The sequence below is a fragment of the Peribacillus sp. Bi96 genome (genome assembly GCF_918698115.1).
Taxonomy (GTDB): Bacteria; Bacillota; Bacilli; order Bacillales; family DSM-1321; genus Peribacillus.
The window spans coordinates 217,785-235,695 of sequence record NZ_CAKKLV010000003.1 but is presented as its reverse complement, the minus strand read 5'-3'; the positions used below and the strand labels follow the sequence as shown (position 1 = coordinate 235,695).

At 39.9% G+C, this 17,911-nt stretch carries 14 protein-coding genes; 13 read left to right on the top strand and 1 reads right to left on the bottom strand.

Translation table 11 applies throughout. The features are described 5' to 3' along the window. Nucleotides 1–167: 167 nt before the first annotated feature. The 13 genes from hutU to LQ203_RS05735 all read left to right on the top strand — a co-directional run bounded on the left by hutU (nucleotide 168) and on the right by LQ203_RS05735 (nucleotide 16,126). Nucleotides 168–1,844, top strand: a complete 1,677-nt coding sequence (hutU, locus tag LQ203_RS05790; RefSeq protein WP_230156497.1) for a urocanate hydratase — start codon at nucleotides 168–170, stop codon at nucleotides 1,842–1,844. Next, a complete protein-coding gene (gene hutI, locus LQ203_RS05785; RefSeq protein ID WP_230156496.1) occupies nucleotides 1,841–3,139 on the top strand; it encodes an imidazolonepropionase in 1,299 nt (432 codons plus the stop codon). The genes hutU and hutI overlap by 4 nt, the downstream gene beginning before the upstream one ends. A gap of 497 nt (nucleotides 3,140–3,636) precedes the next feature. Beyond that, nucleotides 3,637–4,959 (top strand): MFS transporter, encoded by a 1,323-nt coding sequence (locus tag LQ203_RS05780; RefSeq protein ID WP_230156495.1) that lies wholly within the window; start codon nucleotides 3,637–3,639, stop codon nucleotides 4,957–4,959. Between the two features lie 418 nt (nucleotides 4,960–5,377). Beyond that, nucleotides 5,378–5,512 carry a hypothetical protein gene (locus LQ203_RS27450; protein ID WP_290370531.1) on the top strand — a complete coding sequence of 45 codons (135 nt, stop codon included), beginning with the start codon at nucleotides 5,378–5,380 and terminating at the stop codon, nucleotides 5,510–5,512. 429 nt (nucleotides 5,513–5,941) lie between these two features. Further along, on the top strand, nucleotides 5,942–7,327 hold the full coding sequence (locus LQ203_RS05775; protein WP_230156494.1) for an MFS transporter: 1,386 nt from the start codon (nucleotides 5,942–5,944) through the stop codon (nucleotides 7,325–7,327). A 75-nt stretch (nucleotides 7,328–7,402) separates the two neighbouring features. Further along, the gene (hutH, locus tag LQ203_RS05770; RefSeq protein ID WP_230156493.1) at nucleotides 7,403–8,962 is read left to right on the top strand and encodes a histidine ammonia-lyase; all 1,560 of its coding nucleotides are present in this window, start codon (nucleotides 7,403–7,405) and stop codon (nucleotides 8,960–8,962) included. A 128-nt stretch (nucleotides 8,963–9,090) separates the two neighbouring features. Continuing rightward, nucleotides 9,091–10,218: an N-methyl-L-tryptophan oxidase gene (solA, locus tag LQ203_RS05765; RefSeq protein ID WP_230156492.1), complete on the top strand. Its 1,128-nt coding sequence runs from the start codon at nucleotides 9,091–9,093 to the stop codon at nucleotides 10,216–10,218. A gap of 327 nt (nucleotides 10,219–10,545) precedes the next feature. Beyond that, nucleotides 10,546–11,304, top strand: a complete 759-nt coding sequence (locus tag LQ203_RS05760; protein WP_230156491.1) for a 5-oxoprolinase subunit PxpA — start codon at nucleotides 10,546–10,548, stop codon at nucleotides 11,302–11,304. Nucleotides 11,305–11,423: 119 nt separating this feature from the next. Then, nucleotides 11,424–12,563 carry an NRAMP family divalent metal transporter gene (locus LQ203_RS05755; RefSeq protein ID WP_230156718.1) on the top strand — a complete coding sequence of 380 codons (1,140 nt, stop codon included), beginning with the start codon at nucleotides 11,424–11,426 and terminating at the stop codon, nucleotides 12,561–12,563. 64 nt (nucleotides 12,564–12,627) lie between these two features. Beyond that, nucleotides 12,628–13,419 carry a putative hydro-lyase gene (locus LQ203_RS05750; protein WP_230156489.1) on the top strand — a complete coding sequence of 264 codons (792 nt, stop codon included), beginning with the start codon at nucleotides 12,628–12,630 and terminating at the stop codon, nucleotides 13,417–13,419. Nucleotides 13,420–13,441: 22 nt separating this feature from the next. Then, nucleotides 13,442–14,200: a 5-oxoprolinase subunit PxpB gene (pxpB, locus tag LQ203_RS05745; protein WP_230156488.1), complete on the top strand. Its 759-nt coding sequence runs from the start codon at nucleotides 13,442–13,444 to the stop codon at nucleotides 14,198–14,200. After that, nucleotides 14,197–15,192, top strand: a complete 996-nt coding sequence (locus LQ203_RS05740; RefSeq protein ID WP_230156487.1) for a biotin-dependent carboxyltransferase family protein — start codon at nucleotides 14,197–14,199, stop codon at nucleotides 15,190–15,192. Before pxpB ends, LQ203_RS05740 begins: the two co-directional genes overlap by 4 nt. A gap of 178 nt (nucleotides 15,193–15,370) precedes the next feature. Continuing rightward, nucleotides 15,371–16,126, top strand: a complete 756-nt coding sequence (locus tag LQ203_RS05735; protein ID WP_230156486.1) for an IclR family transcriptional regulator — start codon at nucleotides 15,371–15,373, stop codon at nucleotides 16,124–16,126. Between the two features lie 311 nt (nucleotides 16,127–16,437). On the opposite strand, the gene LQ203_RS05730 is transcribed toward LQ203_RS05735, so the two are convergent. Further along, the gene (locus tag LQ203_RS05730) at nucleotides 16,438–17,460 is read right to left on the bottom strand and encodes a hypothetical protein (RefSeq protein WP_230156485.1); all 1,023 of its coding nucleotides are present in this window, start codon (nucleotides 17,458–17,460) and stop codon (nucleotides 16,438–16,440) included. Nucleotides 17,461–17,911: the final 451 nt, after the last annotated feature.

Genomic DNA, 17,911 nt, shown 5'->3' with positions numbered 1-17,911 from the left:
TATTTCATTAAATTGAAAAAAATAATATAATTCATAAAAAACTAAAGTTAACTGTAAAATGTTGAAATAATTTATAAAATAATCATTAAATTATAATAAATTAACTGAATTTTTCCTATACAATAAAAATATAAGAAAACAACATAACAAACAAGGAGGCAACAAAAATGAACACGATTACAAACAAGGTTATCCGTTATACAGGAACAGAATTGCATACAAAAGGATGGCAACAAGAAGCTGTACTTAGAATGTTAATGAATAATTTGGATCCTGAAGTCGCTGAACGTCCAGAAGATTTGGTGGTATACGGAGGGATTGGGAAAGCAGCTCGTAACTGGGAATGCTTTGATGCAATCGTCAAATCACTAAAAGAGCTTGAAGAAGATGAAACTTTATTGGTCCAATCAGGGAAACCGGTTGCTATTTTTAAAACACATACGGATGCACCACGTGTCCTGCTTGCAAATTCAAATATCGTCCCTGCATACGCGAACTGGGAAACATTCCATGAACTTGATAAAAAGGGATTGATGATGTATGGGCAGATGACAGCTGGTAGCTGGATATATATTGGTTCTCAAGGAATCGTACAGGGTACATACGAGACCTTTGCCGAGCTTGCCAAACAACATTTCAATAACTCGTTAAAAGGCACCATTACATTAACGGCAGGTTTAGGCGGAATGGGAGGGGCACAGCCGCTAGCAGTTACGATGAACGGTGGTGTCTGTATCGGGATCGATGTTGATGAGACAAGAATTGACAGGAGAATTGAGACGCGCTATACCGATGTGAAAACGGATTCTTTGGATGAAGCTATTCGTTTAGCAACAGAAGCCAAACATGAAGGGAAAGCATTATCCATTGGTCTGATTGGGAATGCTTCTGATCTTCTTCCTGAAATGATCGCAAGGAACTTTATTCCGGATGTCTTGACGGATCAGACGTCCGCCCATGATCCACTAAATGGATATACTCCTTCAGGCCTGTCAATGGAAGAGGCTGCAGAATTACGGAATGCAAATCCAGAAGAGTATATTAAACTTTCTAAAGCTTCAATGGCCAAACATGTAAAAGCGATGCTTGAAATGATGGAAAAAGGTGCCGTGACGTTTGATTATGGTAACAATATCCGTCAAGTTGCGAAAGATGAAGGGGTAGAGAATGCTTTTGATTTCCCGGGCTTCGTTCCAGCTTATATCCGTCCACAATTTTGTGAAGGTAAAGGTCCATTCCGCTGGGTGGCTTTATCTGGTGATCCAGAAGACATTTATAAAACAGACCAAGCGATTTTACGTGAATTCGCTGATAATGAACATTTATGTAACTGGATCAGGATGGCTCAAGAAAAAATTCAGTTCCAAGGTCTGCCTTCCCGCATATGTTGGCTTGGTTATGGGGAGCGCGCCCGTTTTGGTAAAATCCTCAATGATATGGTTGCAAGCGGTGAATTGAAGGCTCCGATAGTGATTGGGCGTGACCATTTAGATTCAGGCTCTGTTGCTTCGCCGAATCGTGAAACCGAAGCCATGAAGGATGGTTCGGATGTAGTGGCTGACTGGCCGATCCTAAATGCAATGGTGAATGCAGTGGGCGGTGCAACCTGGGTTTCCGTACATCATGGCGGCGGCGTAGGAATGGGTTACTCCATGCATGCAGGCGTTGTAATTGTAGCAGACGGCACAAAAGAAGCAGGAGCAAGAATTGAGCGAGTGTTGACAACGGACCCTGGGATGGGGGTAGTGCGTCATGTTGATGCAGGTTATGAACTGGCAGAGGAAACAGCTCGTGAAAGAGGAATTAATATCCCGATGCTTGATAAAGGAATTGATAAACAATGACAAAACCAATTTGGATAAAACATGCCACTCAACTTGCTACCCTTACCTCTGATAGGAAAGGTCCTCGTTCCAAAGAGGCAATGTCGGAGCTTGGGTTGATTGAAGATGGAAGCATATGGATGGAATCTGGTTTGATCCAAGCGATCGGTACGACCAAAGAATTGGAAGAACTCTATGCAGATAGAATGCATGAAGCTGAAGTCTTTGATGCAACTGGCCATTTGGTGACACCTGGGCTAGTTGATCCACATACGCATGTTGTATATGGCGGGAGCCGGGAACGTGAATTTGAAATGCGTCTTGAAGGCGCAACATATATGGACATTATGAACGCAGGTGGGGGCATTCATGCTACCACCCGCATGACCCGGGAAGCAAGTGAAGAAGAATTGATGGAGCAAACCACCCGACGCCTTGATTCGTTTCTCGCTCATGGTGTGACCACAGTAGAGGGTAAAAGCGGTTACGGAATGAACTTGGAAACCGAATTGAAGCAGTTACGGGTGATGAAGAAATTACAGGAGGAGCATCCGATTGACCTTGTTCCTACATTTATGGGAGCCCATGCAGTTCCTAAGGATTATAAAGGCCGTGAGGATGAATTTGTCGATCATCTGATAAATGATATGCTTCCAATCGTGTCTGAAGAGAAGTTGGCTGAATTCAATGATGTATTTTGTGAAAAGGGGGTATTTACCCCTGAACAATCGGAGCGGATTTTAACGGCCGGAAAAAAATACGGCTTGATTCCTAAAATTCATGCAGATGAAATTGAGCCATACGGTGGAGCTGAATTAGCTGCGAAGATAGGAGCCATTTCAGCTGAGCATTTGTTAAAAGCTTCCGATGAGGGGATTACTGCTATGGCGAAGTCAGGTACCATTGCCTGCTTGCTTCCAGCCACCGCCTTGTATTTACGAGAAGAAGCGGCCCCTGGAAGACGAATGGTTGATGAAGGCGTAGCTGTTGCCATTTCGACCGATTGCAATCCTGGATCTTCACCGACGACTTCCATGCCGCTTGTCATGAATCTGGCATGCATTTCGATGCGGCTTACCCCTGCAGAAGCTCTTACGGCGGCGACATACAATGCTGCTTGTGCAATCAACAGGCAAGAAAAGGTCGGATCGCTTGAAGTCGGAAAACAAGCTGATGTCGTTCTTTGGAATGTTGAAAACTATCAGGAGTTGCAATATTTATTTGGGGTCAATCACGTTAAGTCTGTATGGAAAAATGGTGTGCAAGTAGTGAATGATAGGGTGAAGACTGAATCTAAAAGCCTGACTGGTCTATAAAATTCACTAAAAGAAGAGAGACTATACCCATCGACCCATCATTAGGTTGACCGTATCTCTCATGAAACGCCCAATTAATAAACTTCAATCTATGTATCAGGAGCCTCTTTATATCCGCTGGAATTTTGGCGAATGTAAAAAGGCTTTGATACGTATAACATGATCTAACAGAATGCCAAGTTGCCAAAGCAGGTGCTGTATCTGATACTTCAGTTGCACTGGTATACATGCTTCTACCCATGGTGGAATGCCTGCTAATGGGTTTTTTGATATTTTACTAGAAATAGGCCAGTATCCGATTGTCATGCATATTGATTTTGTCTGTCTTGGTCCGAGCTACTCTATGGGGGTCAAAACAGTCAGAATCAGGGTGTTCATGGCTGCAATTTAATACTGGCTGCATAATGCAGATTAGATTTAGGGTTTTAGGATGATTGTTTTTATGTTTAAAATCAGTCAGTATTGCTGCCCTCTAACAAACATCAAGGAGTGATTACATGTTGAGAAATAACTATCGTTACTTTATCATTTTTATGATTATTGTTATTACAATCATAAATTATATTGATAGAGGTGCACTTTCATATGCCCAAGCTGAAATAATCAAGGAGTTCAATTTAGATCCAGTAAGTTGGGGAGCGATCCTAGGATATTTTGGATATGGTTATATTTTCGGTGCACTATTTGGTGGTGCTTTAGCAGATAAGAAAGGTCCTAAATTCATGTGGATCATTGCCGGAACTACATGGTCTTTTTTTGAAATTGGGACAATATTCGCAGGTCACATAGGTGCAGCATTATTTGGAGGCTCTGCCTTGGCAGGATTTGCGGTATTTCGTGTTTTATTTGGTTTAGCTGAAGGACCTACCTTATCAACGATGAATCGAACGATGGCAAACTGGGTATCCCCTAAAGAAAAAGGGTTTGCTGTAGCACTTGGATTAGTTGGAACGCCAATTGGAGCATTAATTACTGCACCCATCGTAGTAGGTCTTCTAACATTCACTAACTGGAAAGTAACATTTGTTATTCTCGGAATATTAGGCTTTATTTGGGTAGCAATTTGGAACAAAGTTTTTACAAACTTACCTGAAGATCATCCAAGAGTCTCGAAAACCGAACTAGAAGAAATTCGAAGTGCAGATAATTTAATTAAAGGTGAGACGAAATTAGACGAACAAATAAATGTACCATGGTACCATTTTTTTAAAAACCCTACGTTAGTATTTAATGCCATTGGATATTTTGCCTTTTTATATGTAAATATTTTATTACTTACATGGACCCCCAAATATCTGCAAGATGAATTTAATTATTCACTTGCTTCTCTTTCATATATTGGTATGATTCCCTGGATAGGAGCCATTATCACTGGATTATTAGGTGGTAAAATCTCAGATATATTACGTAGAAAAACAGGGAATTTACGAATTGCCAGATCTTGGTTCACAGTAGCATCCTTATTTTGTACAGCTGTTTGTTTTATGTTGATCCCAACTGTCGATAGTGCTGCAGCAGTACTTGCATTAATGTGTATAGGCAATGCCTTTAATTATTTACCGAATTCCATCTATTGGATAGTTGTTCTTGATACAGCACCAAATAAAGCAGGAACTTTTGGGGGAGTAACTCATTTTATTGCGAATCTAGCGACTATTATTGCCCCGACCCTGACAGGAAGTCTTGTAGCAAAACATGGATATAATGCAATGTTTATTGCAGCATCCGTTGCGGTAACAATAGGAATGATCGCGATGGTTTTTGTGAAGCCCGGTAAACAAAGAGACTCGTCTACATCAACCAATAATATGGTTAGTTAAAAACATAGTTTTTTTAGGAAAGATAGTAGATTGGAAAGAAGCTAATTAGACCAATAAATAAGTTTATGATGAGCAATGGTTAAGGCGATTGCTCCTTTTTCGCAAGAGGATGTTTCAAGAGAATCACATATGTATATACGAGAAGTTGGATTTAGCTGCTTGCTCCAAGATAGATACTTTTCTAAATAGGTTTAATCCTCCACAGCACAAGAAGGAATAAATGTTATTACTAATTATGGACTGGGTATCATGTCATTTTAAAGACTTTGGAAAGCTTATCCGAGGAACACATTTAGCCTATATGGTTGGAGTTAAAAAGCCGGCTGATTCTTCGTGTTTCCGTGGCTGGTTTAAAATGTAATAATCTCTAATGGAAATAAGGCTATAAAAAAAATCCTTCTGAGGGGAGGAAGTTTTTATGTGGATAATCACTGTTCATGCGAAGAACAGGATAAGAATGTTTGAGTATGACACTGAAAAGGAAGCAAGGGCAAAATTCGAGGAATTACAAGGATGTAAAATCCTTAGTGAAGTCATTTATTTCAATGATTGAGACTCTTTTATAGAAAATATAGGAGAATGAGGATAGTGCAACTATATGAAATCTACCATTCTTGGCCTGTATTAGTTTGGCAACATAACGAAAAGATTTTTTTTATAAGTGTTAATATTTTTTTGTGAAAATACAATAGATATATAATATCGTAATATAAATTATAAGATAATCATTATTTTATAATGTTTTTTGTGAGATTATCATAATAAAATTAGGTTAATAGTTAGGAGGTAAAAGTATTTCAAAGCGAAAACAAATGGTGAAATAATGAATATTGAGTAATGCATGCTGGAGTGGGCAATTTGTGTTTAGATTATTCAGGTCGAATTAGTTGTTAGAGGACGGAGGTCCTGCCTGAGTGTATTTCATTGTAAATTAATTTTTTACGTCAATATATCTGAATAGTCAAAAAATGGAGGGGATACTTTGAACGAACAAAAGATCACTATGGACGATGCCCCATTTAATAAGTTTCATTTTCGTATTGCTGGCCTTACCTTTGGATCAAGCTTTTGTGATGGTTATTCACTTGGAATCATCGCGATGGCTCTGACATTACTTGGTCCTCAATTGGAGTTAAATGCAATGTGGACTGGATTGATCGGAAGTTCTGCATTAATCGGTCTTTTTGGGGGAGCGTTGGTACTTGGAAGACTTTCTGATCGTATTGGCAGACAGAAAATCTTTCTCGTAAACTTTTTACTGATCACGATTGCTACTATTTTACAATTTTTTGTTAGTGGTCCAGAAGAACTTCTCATTTTACGGTTACTAATTGGTTTTGGACTTGGAGGAGATTATGCTGTCGGTACGACCCTACTCGCCGAGTTTTCACCAAAAAAGTATCGCTCCTCGCTTCTCGCATCTATAAACGTAGTATGGACGCTTGGATATGTAGCTTCAAACTTTGTTGGTCATTACCTGGGACAGGTTGGGTCAGACTCATGGCGTTGGATGCTTATTAGTGCTGCTATTCCCGCTATTGTGGTTTTGATCTTACGTATAGGAACGCCTGAATCACCAAGATGGCTTGTCAGCATGGGGCGTGTCGAAGAAGCTCGCCATATAGTAAAAAAACACCTTGGATCGAACGTTGAAATGGGAGAAACGGTTACTGGTACGGAAAATCAAAAGACTCTTGGATTTAGTGGACTTTTCAGCAAAAAACTTCGTAAACGTACGGCTTTTGGTGGAATATTCAAATTAACTCTTGTTATTCCGTACTTTGCAATCTACACGTTCCTTCCGTCGATACTAAGTACAATGGGTTTTGAACAAAACTTTTTTGCCGATACTATGTTAAATCTATTCTTGCTTGTTGGGGCAATTTTCGGACTTTGGTTACTCGCGAAATTTTCTCGTAGAGGATTTACGATCGGGGCTTTTACGGTCCTTACTGTTTCATTGTTTTCACTCAGCTTCTTACACAATAGTTCTCAATTCTTAATGTTGACAGCCTTCTTGATCTTTACATTTTTCATGTCAGCAGCATCAAACCTTACATTAGTATACCCAGCAGAGCTTTTTCCAACTGAGATTCGTGGATCTGGAATAGGTATGGTTACGGCAATTAGTCGAATTGGTTCTGCAATTGGAACATTTCTGCTGCCCATTAGTCTAAATTCATTCGGATTAAGTACATCAATGATTGGTATGGCTGTAGTTCTGCTAATCGGTTTGATTGTATCGATCGCCTGGGCACCTGAAACGAAGAATCTTTCCTTGCATGAAGCGAGTGACCCATTACTAGAAGCGGGGAACTTTTCGAAGGGAACCGATATTCCCTTTACAGAAAATAAGAAAATAACATAAGATTAATTTCTAAATGAGAAGGATCAAAACTTTTTTCTCCTTCTTGAAGAGTCATAGGAGAGGAGATGTGTAAGGATGACAACGACCGATTGTTTACATCCTAAAGATATTAAAGAGGTTGCACTGGGTGATGATGCAATATCAATCAATGAGATGATAGCGGTTGCAAGATATGGTGCAATCGTTACCTTCACACAGGCGTATTGTGAAAGAGTGGATCAATCACGAAGCTTAATAGAAAAGTTTTTAGATGATAATAGATTGATTTACGGTGTAACGACAGGGTTTGGCAGTAATATGACGGAGGTGATTTCTCCAGAAGACGCAGAAACCCTTCAACGGAATATTGTTCGTTCTCATGCTGTTTCGGTTGGGGAACCTCTTGAAAAAGAAGTAGTAAGAGCCATTCAATTGATGATACTTGTAAATTTAGGCCAGGGTTATTCAGGTGTCCGTTTACAAGTATTAAAACTTATTGCTTCATTATTAAATCACGATGTACTTCCCTATGTTCCAGGAGATGGGTCAGTGGGATATTTGTCTCCTGAAGCACACATGGCCTTATTGTTGATCGGGGAGGGACGGGCGTGGTACAACGATGAGCTTCTACCGGGAGAGGGTGCGTTAGCTAAATCCGGATTAAAGCCTGTAACGCTTGGGTGTAAAGAAGGACTGGCTCTCATAAGCGGAACTCCTTCCGTCACTGCTATGGCTGCTCTAGCTTTATACAATAGTATGCAAGCAGCTAAAACCGCAGACATTACGGGTGCAATGTCCTTAGAAGTGCTAAAAGGTACAATTAAGGCATTTGATCCCCGTCCCCATGCAATAAAAAAGCATGAGGAACAGGCTAAGACAGCCAGAAATGTTACAAGGATACTGGAAGACAGCCAAATCATTGATACATACAAGGAACATAGATTACAAGATGCGCTTAGTTTACGATGCATTCCACAAGTCCATGGAGCCATAAAAAGAGTATTGAAAGACGCTGCTGTTTCAATTGAGAATGAAATGAACTCTGTAAGTGACAATCCTTTGATTTTTCCGGAAGAGGAAGATGGGATTGCACTCATGGCTGGAAATTTTGATGGTTCATTTATAGGGATATACGCGGATACGATAGCCATAGCATTAGCAAACCTAGCGAAAATAACTGAACGTAGAATAGATCGCCTAGTAAACCATCACCTTAGTGAATTACCTAATTTCTTAGTGGTGGATCCTGGTTTAAATAGTGGCTACATGATCCCGCAATATACAGCCGCAGGACTATTAAACGAGATAAGGGTGCTCTCTCATCCAGCCACAGTAGATAATACCCCTACATGCGCTAATCAAGAAGATTTGATAAGTTTTGCTTATTTCGCTTCGAAGAAAGCCTATCAAATTTCAAAGAAACTTGAATATATATTAGCCATTGAACTGATGACGGCCACGCAAGCAATGGATTTTCATCTACCATTGAAACCGTCCCCGGTTACGGAAGGTATATATCATTTAGTTCGGAGCCAAGTCCCGATGGTGGAAGAAGATCGCTTTTTTCACCCTGACATTGAAGCGATTTATAGACAAATTCATGAAGGGGAAATAGTTATGCTAGTTGAAAAGGCGATTGGGGAAATGGAGTTCTAAAAAAAGATGGAAGCTGTTTTACTTTATTTTATAGAGTAAAGGGGCTTCCTTTTTCATTAAGGATCATATGAATGATTGCTGTTAAACTAGAATGATTGTATGATTCATCTAAAAAGGAGGGAAGCAAGATGCACTATGATGTAATTGTAATTGGAGCTGGATCCATGGGAATGTCTTCAGGATATTTTCTATCAAAAAAGGGACAAAAAGTACTATTATTGGATTCCTTTGTTCCTCCTCATAATAAAGGCAGCCATCACGGGGAAACAAGAATTATTAGACATGCTTATGGTGAAGGTAGGGAGTATGTTTCTTTGGCACTTAAATCCCAAAAGCTATGGGGGGAGTTGGAAAAAAATACGGGTAAACAATTGTTTCTTCCAACGGGGGTCCTGAATGCTGGAAGCCAAAATTCCGCCTTCATTAAACAAGTGAAAGCTGGTTCGAAGGAATATGGTTTACCAATGGAAATCTTGGATTCCAATCAAATTCATGATAGATGGCCTGGTATAACACTGCCAGAGGACTTTATTGGGTGCTTTGAATCGACTTCGGGCGTGTTAAATAGTGAAGAGTGCATCAGAGCGTATCAACAACTTGCGAAATCTCATGGTGCTGACTTCCATATAAACAGTCATGTAAGGAAGATAGAAGTTCATAGTGATGGGGTCACGATTAAAACGGATGAACAGACATTCCACTCAGAATCTTTAGTGGTTACAGTTGGGGCATGGGCTCCAAAAATATTAGCGATGTTAGATTTAAATCTGCCTCTAGAACCTATCAGAAAAACATTTGCATGGTTTCATGCAAATGAAAAATTATATAATCATCATGACTTTCCAGCTTTTACTTTTGATACTTCTATTGGTACATATTATGGCTTTCCAAGTATAAATGGTTCTGGAATGAAAATAGGGAGACATGATGGTGGAGAACGCATAAATCCTGATGGCTGTATAAAAGGTTTTGGTGAATTGGAAGAAGATGAAGGAGATTTGGTGAAGTTTTTACGGCAATATATGCCTACTGATCAAAAAATGAAATATGGGAAAACTTGCATCTATACCATGACCCCTGACGAGAACTTTATAGTGGATAAACATCCTTATTATCCACACATTGCTATTGCAGCAGGATTCTCTGGACACGGGTTTAAATTCAGCAGTATCATGGGAGAGATTCTGAGTGACCTGATCATTTCCGGTACGAGCAAGGAAGATATATCATTATTTTCTATAAATCGATTTAACTAAGAAAAGTCCTGTCTCAACATCGAATGTCATGAAATGCGCAATAATTATTGTAATCAAGGCCGTTGTTTCCTAATCAGAGGAACAACGGCTTTTTTATATTAGTACTTCTACCATTAACCTGAAGCATGATAGTAGACAAAACTAAATGTTAGGTTATCTAACAAAGTATTGTCGAAATAATTAAAACATGGTAGAATATGAATATTCCGAAATATGAAACTTAAGTTCCGAATTTCGGTATATTCATATGGTTTAAGTGAAATGAAGCATTCTTACATATTTACGCGATTAATAAACAGAAATTTCCGGTAAAAAGGAGAGGGTAAAATGAAAACGGTTGATTTGAATTGTGATTTAGGCGAAAGTTTTGGTGCTTATCAAATTGGAAATGACAAAGAGATTTTAGATTATGCAACTTCAGTCAATATTGCTTGTGGATTTCATGCCGGTGATCCGACGGTCATGAGAAAAACGGTACAACTTGCAATGGGGAAGGCTGTCAAAATCGGGGCACATCCAGGTTTCCAGGATTTAATTGGTTTTGGCAGACGGAATATGTTTGTAACACCACAGGAAGCTTATGATCTTGTCGTCTATCAAATTGGGGCTTTAAATGGCTTCTTGCAATCAGAAGGCGGAAGTATGCAGCATGTTAAACCACATGGAGCTTTGTATAATATGGCCGCAAAGAACAAAGAGTTATCCATGGCCATTGCTGAAGCTGTATATAACGTGAATCCTGAGCTAATTTTATTTGGTTTGTCGGGAAGTGAGCTAATACGGGCTGGACAGGCTATCGGATTACAAACGGCCAGTGAAGTATTTGCTGATCGGACCTATCAAAAAGATGGTTCATTGACCTCTCGCTTGGAGAAGGATGCAATGATAGAAAATGATGATGATGCCGTTGGGCAAGTCATTCGCATGGTAAAAGAAGGGAAAGTCTTGTCCCAGCAGGGATCCGATGTGACTTTAAGAGCTGATACCATTTGTATACATGGGGATGGGGCACATGCTTTAACCTTTGCTCGACATGTGAAAAAATCTTTACAATTATCAGAAATAACAGTCAAGTCATTCAAATAAAAATCAAGACAATCAGGAGGCAGATTCCATTGGAGCCAATTAAAAATACAACATCACAGAAAAAGACTCCCACTAAGCCAAAAACAAACCGTACTTTATTGTTAGGTGCAGCATTCCTAATGGCAACATCCGCAATAGGACCAGGTTTTTTAATGCAAACAACCGTTTACACCCAAAGTCTAGCGGCAAGTTTTGGCTTCGTTATTCTAATCTCTGTCATTCTTGATATTTTTGCCCAAACAAATGTATGGCGCATAATAGCTGTATCTGAAAAACGAGGGCAAGAGATTGCAAACATGGTTCTTCCTGGACTCGGTTATGTCCTTGCGGCACTTATCGTTATGGGTGGTCTCGCATTTAATATAGGAAATATCGCAGGAGCTGGGCTTGGTCTAAATGCAATGACGGGAATATCCCCAACTGTGGGTGCGACAATAAGCGCCGTCATCGCCGTTTTGATATTTGTCGTGAAAGAAGCGGGAAAAGCCATGGACCGTTTTACGCAAATTGCCGGATTTTTTATGATTTGTTTGATGATTTACGTTGCTTGGACAACCTCTCCTCCAGTCGGGGAAGCAGTAGTGAAGACTTTTGCACCTGATAAAATCGATATTATCGCAATCGTCACATTGGTGGGTGGATCTGTAGGCGGCTATATTACTTTTGCGGGGGGGCATCGTCTATTGGATGCAGGCGTGAAAGGTGTTGACGCATTACCACAAGTCACAAAGAGTTCGGTAATGGGAATATTGATAACTACGGTAATGCGTGTTGCACTATTTTTAGCAGTATTGGGTGTTGTTTCGAAAGGTTTACAAATTAATCCGGATAACCCTGCAGCATCCGTTTTTCAACTCGCTGCTGGTAATGTAGGATATAAAATCTTCGGTATCGTTATGTGGGCTGCCGCAATCACATCAGTTGTTGGAGCGGCATATACTTCTGTTTCCTTTATCAGAACATTCAGCGAAAAAATCAATAATAAGGCAAACTGGATAATCATCGGCTTTATAGTCGTATCGACTATTTGCTTTTTGTTAATTGGTCAACCGGTTAAAGTTCTGCTTGTAGTTGGAGCGATAAATGGTCTGATTTTACCAATCGCCCTTGGTACGCTATTGATTGCTGCATATAAGAAAAATATTGTAGGTAATTATAAGCATCCTTTATGGTTGACGATTTCCGGTGTATTTGTAGTAGTCGTCATGGCATTAATGGGTGCATATACATTAGTGAAGCAACTACCCGCACTTTTTTGATGATGATGAATGCGACTGGCAGTTTACTGCTAACTGCCAGCTGTCCATAGGAGATGAATGATTTATGATTGATCTTTCCCAAGCAACCCCGGCAGAATTACGTTCCATGATTCGAAATAATGAATGGATTAAACCGACTGCTGGCATGGCTAACGGGTATGCACAAGCGAACCTAGCCATCTTAAAAAAAGAGCATGCTTTTGATTTTTTATTATTCTGCCAGCGCAACCCTAAATCGTGCCCATTGCTGGATGTAACGGAAGTTGGTTCACCTATTCCTGCATTTGCTGCCCAGTCTGGAGATATACGCACCGATATTCCTAAATATAGGGTATATAAGTATGGTGAATTAGTGGAAGAAGTAACGGATATTTCAGATTACTGGGAAGAAGATATGGTAGGATTTTTAATCGGATGCAGCTTTACTTTCGAACACGCACTTTTAAATAATGATATATCGATTCGTCACATTGATGAGGGATGCAATGTACCGATGTATAAAACCAATATTCCGTGTATCGAAGCAGGAATTTTTCATGGGAATATGGTAGCAAGCATGCGGCCGATTCCCCAAAAAGATGTAGTGAGGGCAGCTCAAGTGACATCGCGTTTCCCGGCAGTTCATGGTGGTCCGATCCATATCGGCGATCCTGAAGCAATAGGGGTGTCCAGTATAGAGAATCCCGATTTTGGTGATGCAGTAACGATTCGTGAAGGGGAAGTCCCAGTCTTTTGGGCATGTGGTGTCACGCCTCAATCCATTGCTATGGAAACCAAACCTGAAATCATGATCACACATGCACCTGGACATATGTTTATAACGGACATTCGTGATGAAAAATTAGGCGTTTTATAATGGACAGAAAGAGTTGATTTCTATGTCGGAAAAGCTTTTGAATAAAACTGCATGTAAACTGTCTCCCTTGGGCGATTCCGCAATCGTGATTACATTTGGGAATGGAATGGAATACAGCATTCACAAAAAAATAAAATTGTTTTTGGATTCACTGGAAGATGAACCCTTTGTAGGATTTATAGAATGTGTACCTGCATTTACGAATTTGACGGTATTCTATGATCCGCTGGTTATCTATAAGAATCAAAAACAAAGCAATGGGATGGAAGACATTTCTCCCTATGAAGTGGTTCGTTCCATCTTGGACATGAAATTACAGGGTATACAAGAAGGTAAAAAGCTGACACATCGGACGGTTTCCATTCCCGTGTGTTATGGAGGGGAATATGGACCGGATTTGGAATATGTAGCTCGTTATAATAATTTGACCACTGATGAAGTCATTCATATTCATTCAACCGGTGAGTATTTGGCCTATATGATCGGATTTGCACCTGGCTTTCCGTTTCTAGGGGGACTATCTGAAGAAATAGCGACGCCTAGGCGTTCTTCTCCTAGAATGACGATACCAACAGGGGCAGTTGGAATTGCCGGTATGCAAACGGGTGTATATCCCATATCAACACCTGGAGGATGGCAGTTAATCGGACAAACGCCAACGAAATTATTTTTGCCAAATGTAAATCCGCCAAGTTTATTACAAGCAGGAGACATTGTGAAATTCCATCCGGTTTCTAATCAAGAGTATGAAGAAATGGTCCTTAAGGAGGGGTTACAGTGAGCCTACGTGTAATCAAGCCGGGATTATTGACTAGTATACAAGATCTTGGAAGAAAAGGATTTCAGCAACATGGTGTGATAGTAAGCGGGGCAATGGATGGATATTCTTTACGAATTGCCAATATGTTGGTTGGTAATGAAGAAGGAGAAGCGGCCTTAGAAATAACATTAATGGGTCCGACTATTAAAGTGGAGAAAAACTGCTTGATCTCGATAACAGGTGGTGATTTATCACCTACCATTGACAGCCGGATTGCACCGATGTGGAAGCCCATATATGTGAAAAAAGGATCGATTCTTCGATTTGAAGGGTGTAAATCAGGTTGCCGGGCTTATTTATCTGTGGCGGGAGGATTCACCATTTCTGAAGTAATGGGTAGTAAAAGCACCTATTTACGGGGGGGGATTGGCGGCTATAAGGGAAGGGCATTAAGAGCTGACGATCTGTTGGAATGTAATGAATCTACCAGAAATCTTGGTGAATGGGAGGTCAAAGGTTCATTTGCCTTCCCAAAGTGGTTTGTTAATAATAAGGAGTTTTTTCCAGATCGAAAGCCTTCCATCCGTTTCATCGAAGGAAGCCAGTACGAATATTTCACAAACTCAAGTAAAGATAGTTTTGTAGAAGGTTCATTTAAAGTTTCCAATCAATCTGACCGTATGGGGTATAGAATATCAGGCCCGAAGTTAGAGTTACAGGATAACGGGAATCTATTATCAGAAGCGGTAACTAATGGGTCCGTACAGGTTCCTCCTGATGGAAACCCGATCATTCTCCTTGCAGATAGCCAAACAACAGGAGGATATCCTAAAATAGCACAGGTGATTACAGCCGATTTACCAATGATTGCACAAGTTAAACCAGGGGAATCCATTCAATTCTCACGGGTGACCTTAAAAGAGGCAGAACGGCTTTTCCTTCAAAAAGAACTGCAATTGAAAGAATTACAGGTTTCGATTTCATTAGCTCTGAAAAAATGGTTTGTCATATAGTTCCTTCAGCAAGAAGTCGTAAACGATGAGAAAGTACTCTTAAAGAGTGCTTTCTTTTTCCTTTTCCCTTATATGTATTTTACTGTATACCATTATATCCTTTTTTCCTTGTTTTATTATAGAATGATAGTATGTGAGTACATCCAGGATAACTTGTATCATGAAAGGAGACTTATGTATGCAAGCACATAACAAAACCGTCGTTAAATCCATGCAAATCCTTACCCTTTTCATCAATCATCCGAAACTCAGCTTTAATGAAATGATGGTAATTTCCAACCTGCCAAAAACCTCATTGCACCGAATGCTGGGGTCATTGGAAGAAATGGGGTTTTTAACTAGGGATGATGATGGATATTATTCACTTGGGCTTATATTTCTGCAGTTTGGTCAACTGGTGGGAGAGCGTTTGGATATCAGATCAATTGCCTATCCCATCATGAAAGACCTACGGGATGATGTTGAAGAGGCAGTGAATTTAATTGTGAGGGATAAGGACGAAGCCATGTACATTGAAAAGGTGGACACCCTGCATCCTGTTCGTCTTTATACATCTATTGGAAGGCGTTCGCCATTATATGCTGGCGATTCTCGAATCATCCTAGCTTATTTGCCAGAAGAAGAGCGTGAAAATTATTTGGGAAGGATTCAATTAAAACCAATCGCCATTGGAACGATAACGGAAAAAACTAAACTCCGTCATGCTTTGGATGAAGCGAGAATGAATGGTTACACGATAACTTCATCAGAACTTGAGGATTATACAAAAGCGGTGAGTGCACCGATACTCAATGGTAAAGGTCAAATAGTAGCTGGTATTAGTGTGGCTGGGATTGAAGTGAGATTTCAGGAAGACCGCTTGCCTGAATTGATTGACAAAGTAACGAAAGCAGCCAATTCGATTTCCGTGAAACTTGGTTCTCAAACACATTAATGAAAATAGAAAAATCATGTCATTTCCGGAATATATTTTCCTGAAATAAGATAAATTACATAAAATAGTCGATTCCTACATATAGGAAGTAAAGCCACCGTTTATGGTGGTTTTTTGTCATGTTAGCATGCTCAACAGTACCTGGTGTAATGTTTGCGGCTTTATTTGGAAGTGCTTATCAGCAACCATTTCATTGATCGTCATCGTTCTTGATCTTGGAATAAATACTGGGCCAAATCGAAAAGGTGAACCATTCGGGGTTCACCTTTGCTAATATCGTAAGTCTTATACGCAAGATTGTTGGTTAGCCATTAAATACGCACAAAGTGTGATTGATTTATATTTCTCGGCACCCCGATGTCAGCCATTGTAAGTAAACCTGGTTTACGGAGGGCATCAATTTGCTTAGCGGTATTGATAATCATTGCTGCGGTTGCTGTATCTCCAAAAATGCCGTTTGGAACAATCAACCTTTGGGTTTCGTTCCCCTCGATAACGATTTCATCTTCCTGTTTAATTCCTGCAGACATCGTTAAATCCAAGGAAATTTGCTTTCCGTCAACAGTATTGCCTGTGGAAATTTGATGAAGCCCCTTAACATCACCAGGTTTTAAGGTAGTTAGCGGAACGGTCATATTTTCGCTTGCAATCATTGGTTCAATGGTATTGATAACACTTGAAAGATTCCAATTCAGCCCATAAGCGATTAACCTGACAGACTCCTCAAGACCTACATGCCCAATTTTATTCCGTTCAGCTAAAAATTCAAACTCTTCTCTGGTCATCCCGATTCCGACCTTTTTTTGTAAAGGGAGGCGCCTTTTCGAAACATCAACTTTACGATTGACCTTAATTTGGTTAACCGTGGTCAATACTGTTGTAAAAGAAATGGCCATAGTATCCATGATGTACCCCGGATTGATGCCGGTCCCGATGACACTAAGCCCTTTTGCTTTAGCATAATCATCTATTTCCTTTGAAAGTAGGGGGTAGCGATGCCATGGGTAGGAAAGCTGTTCACAGGTGGAAACCACTGAAAAGCCGTAATCTAGCAGCTCTTTGATTTGGGGCCATACTTGTTGTGCGTTGGAACCGGTTGCATGTAGGGCGATAGGATGGTCAGCTTCAGTATTTACTTTCTGTATATGGGAGACTACACACTTGTTCGTTTCTTTTTCATTGATTAATGAGCCAATATCCTTTCCTACCTTATCTGGATCAATATCGACAACACCGATAATCGATTGTGGATTGGTTTGGTAAGCACTGCGTAGAATTTCAATTCCGATGGGACCCAATCCGAATACTGTGAACTGAGAATATTGTATAGTCATTCATCTCTCATCCTTTCAAATATCGTATAACAAAAGGCTAACATTGAGTGATAAATAATAAAAATAGTTAATTTTTATATATGTATAAAGAATCGTTATAAAAGAAAGACAATGATTGAGCGGATGAAGAATCATTCTTCAATTTTGGGTTTACCTATCGAAGGAATTGTTGATGGGCGGTTCACGAATTGTATGCTTTATTCACCTCAAGCTGTAGCATAAGTTGGGGTGCTGAACAGGAATCCATGATTAATGCAACTCAATAATTATTTTTGAAACTTCATTAATCGAATCGAGAAAATGTCCATCATGCCCAAAATCCGGAGATGCTACGGACTGAAGAATCTACTAAGTCTAGAGTCCGTTCAAGTAAAAGGTTTTAATCTGGAACAGTAGGAGGGGGGCTCCATAGGAGTTTCCTAAGGCTCAAAATTTGCAGAAACGTTATCCG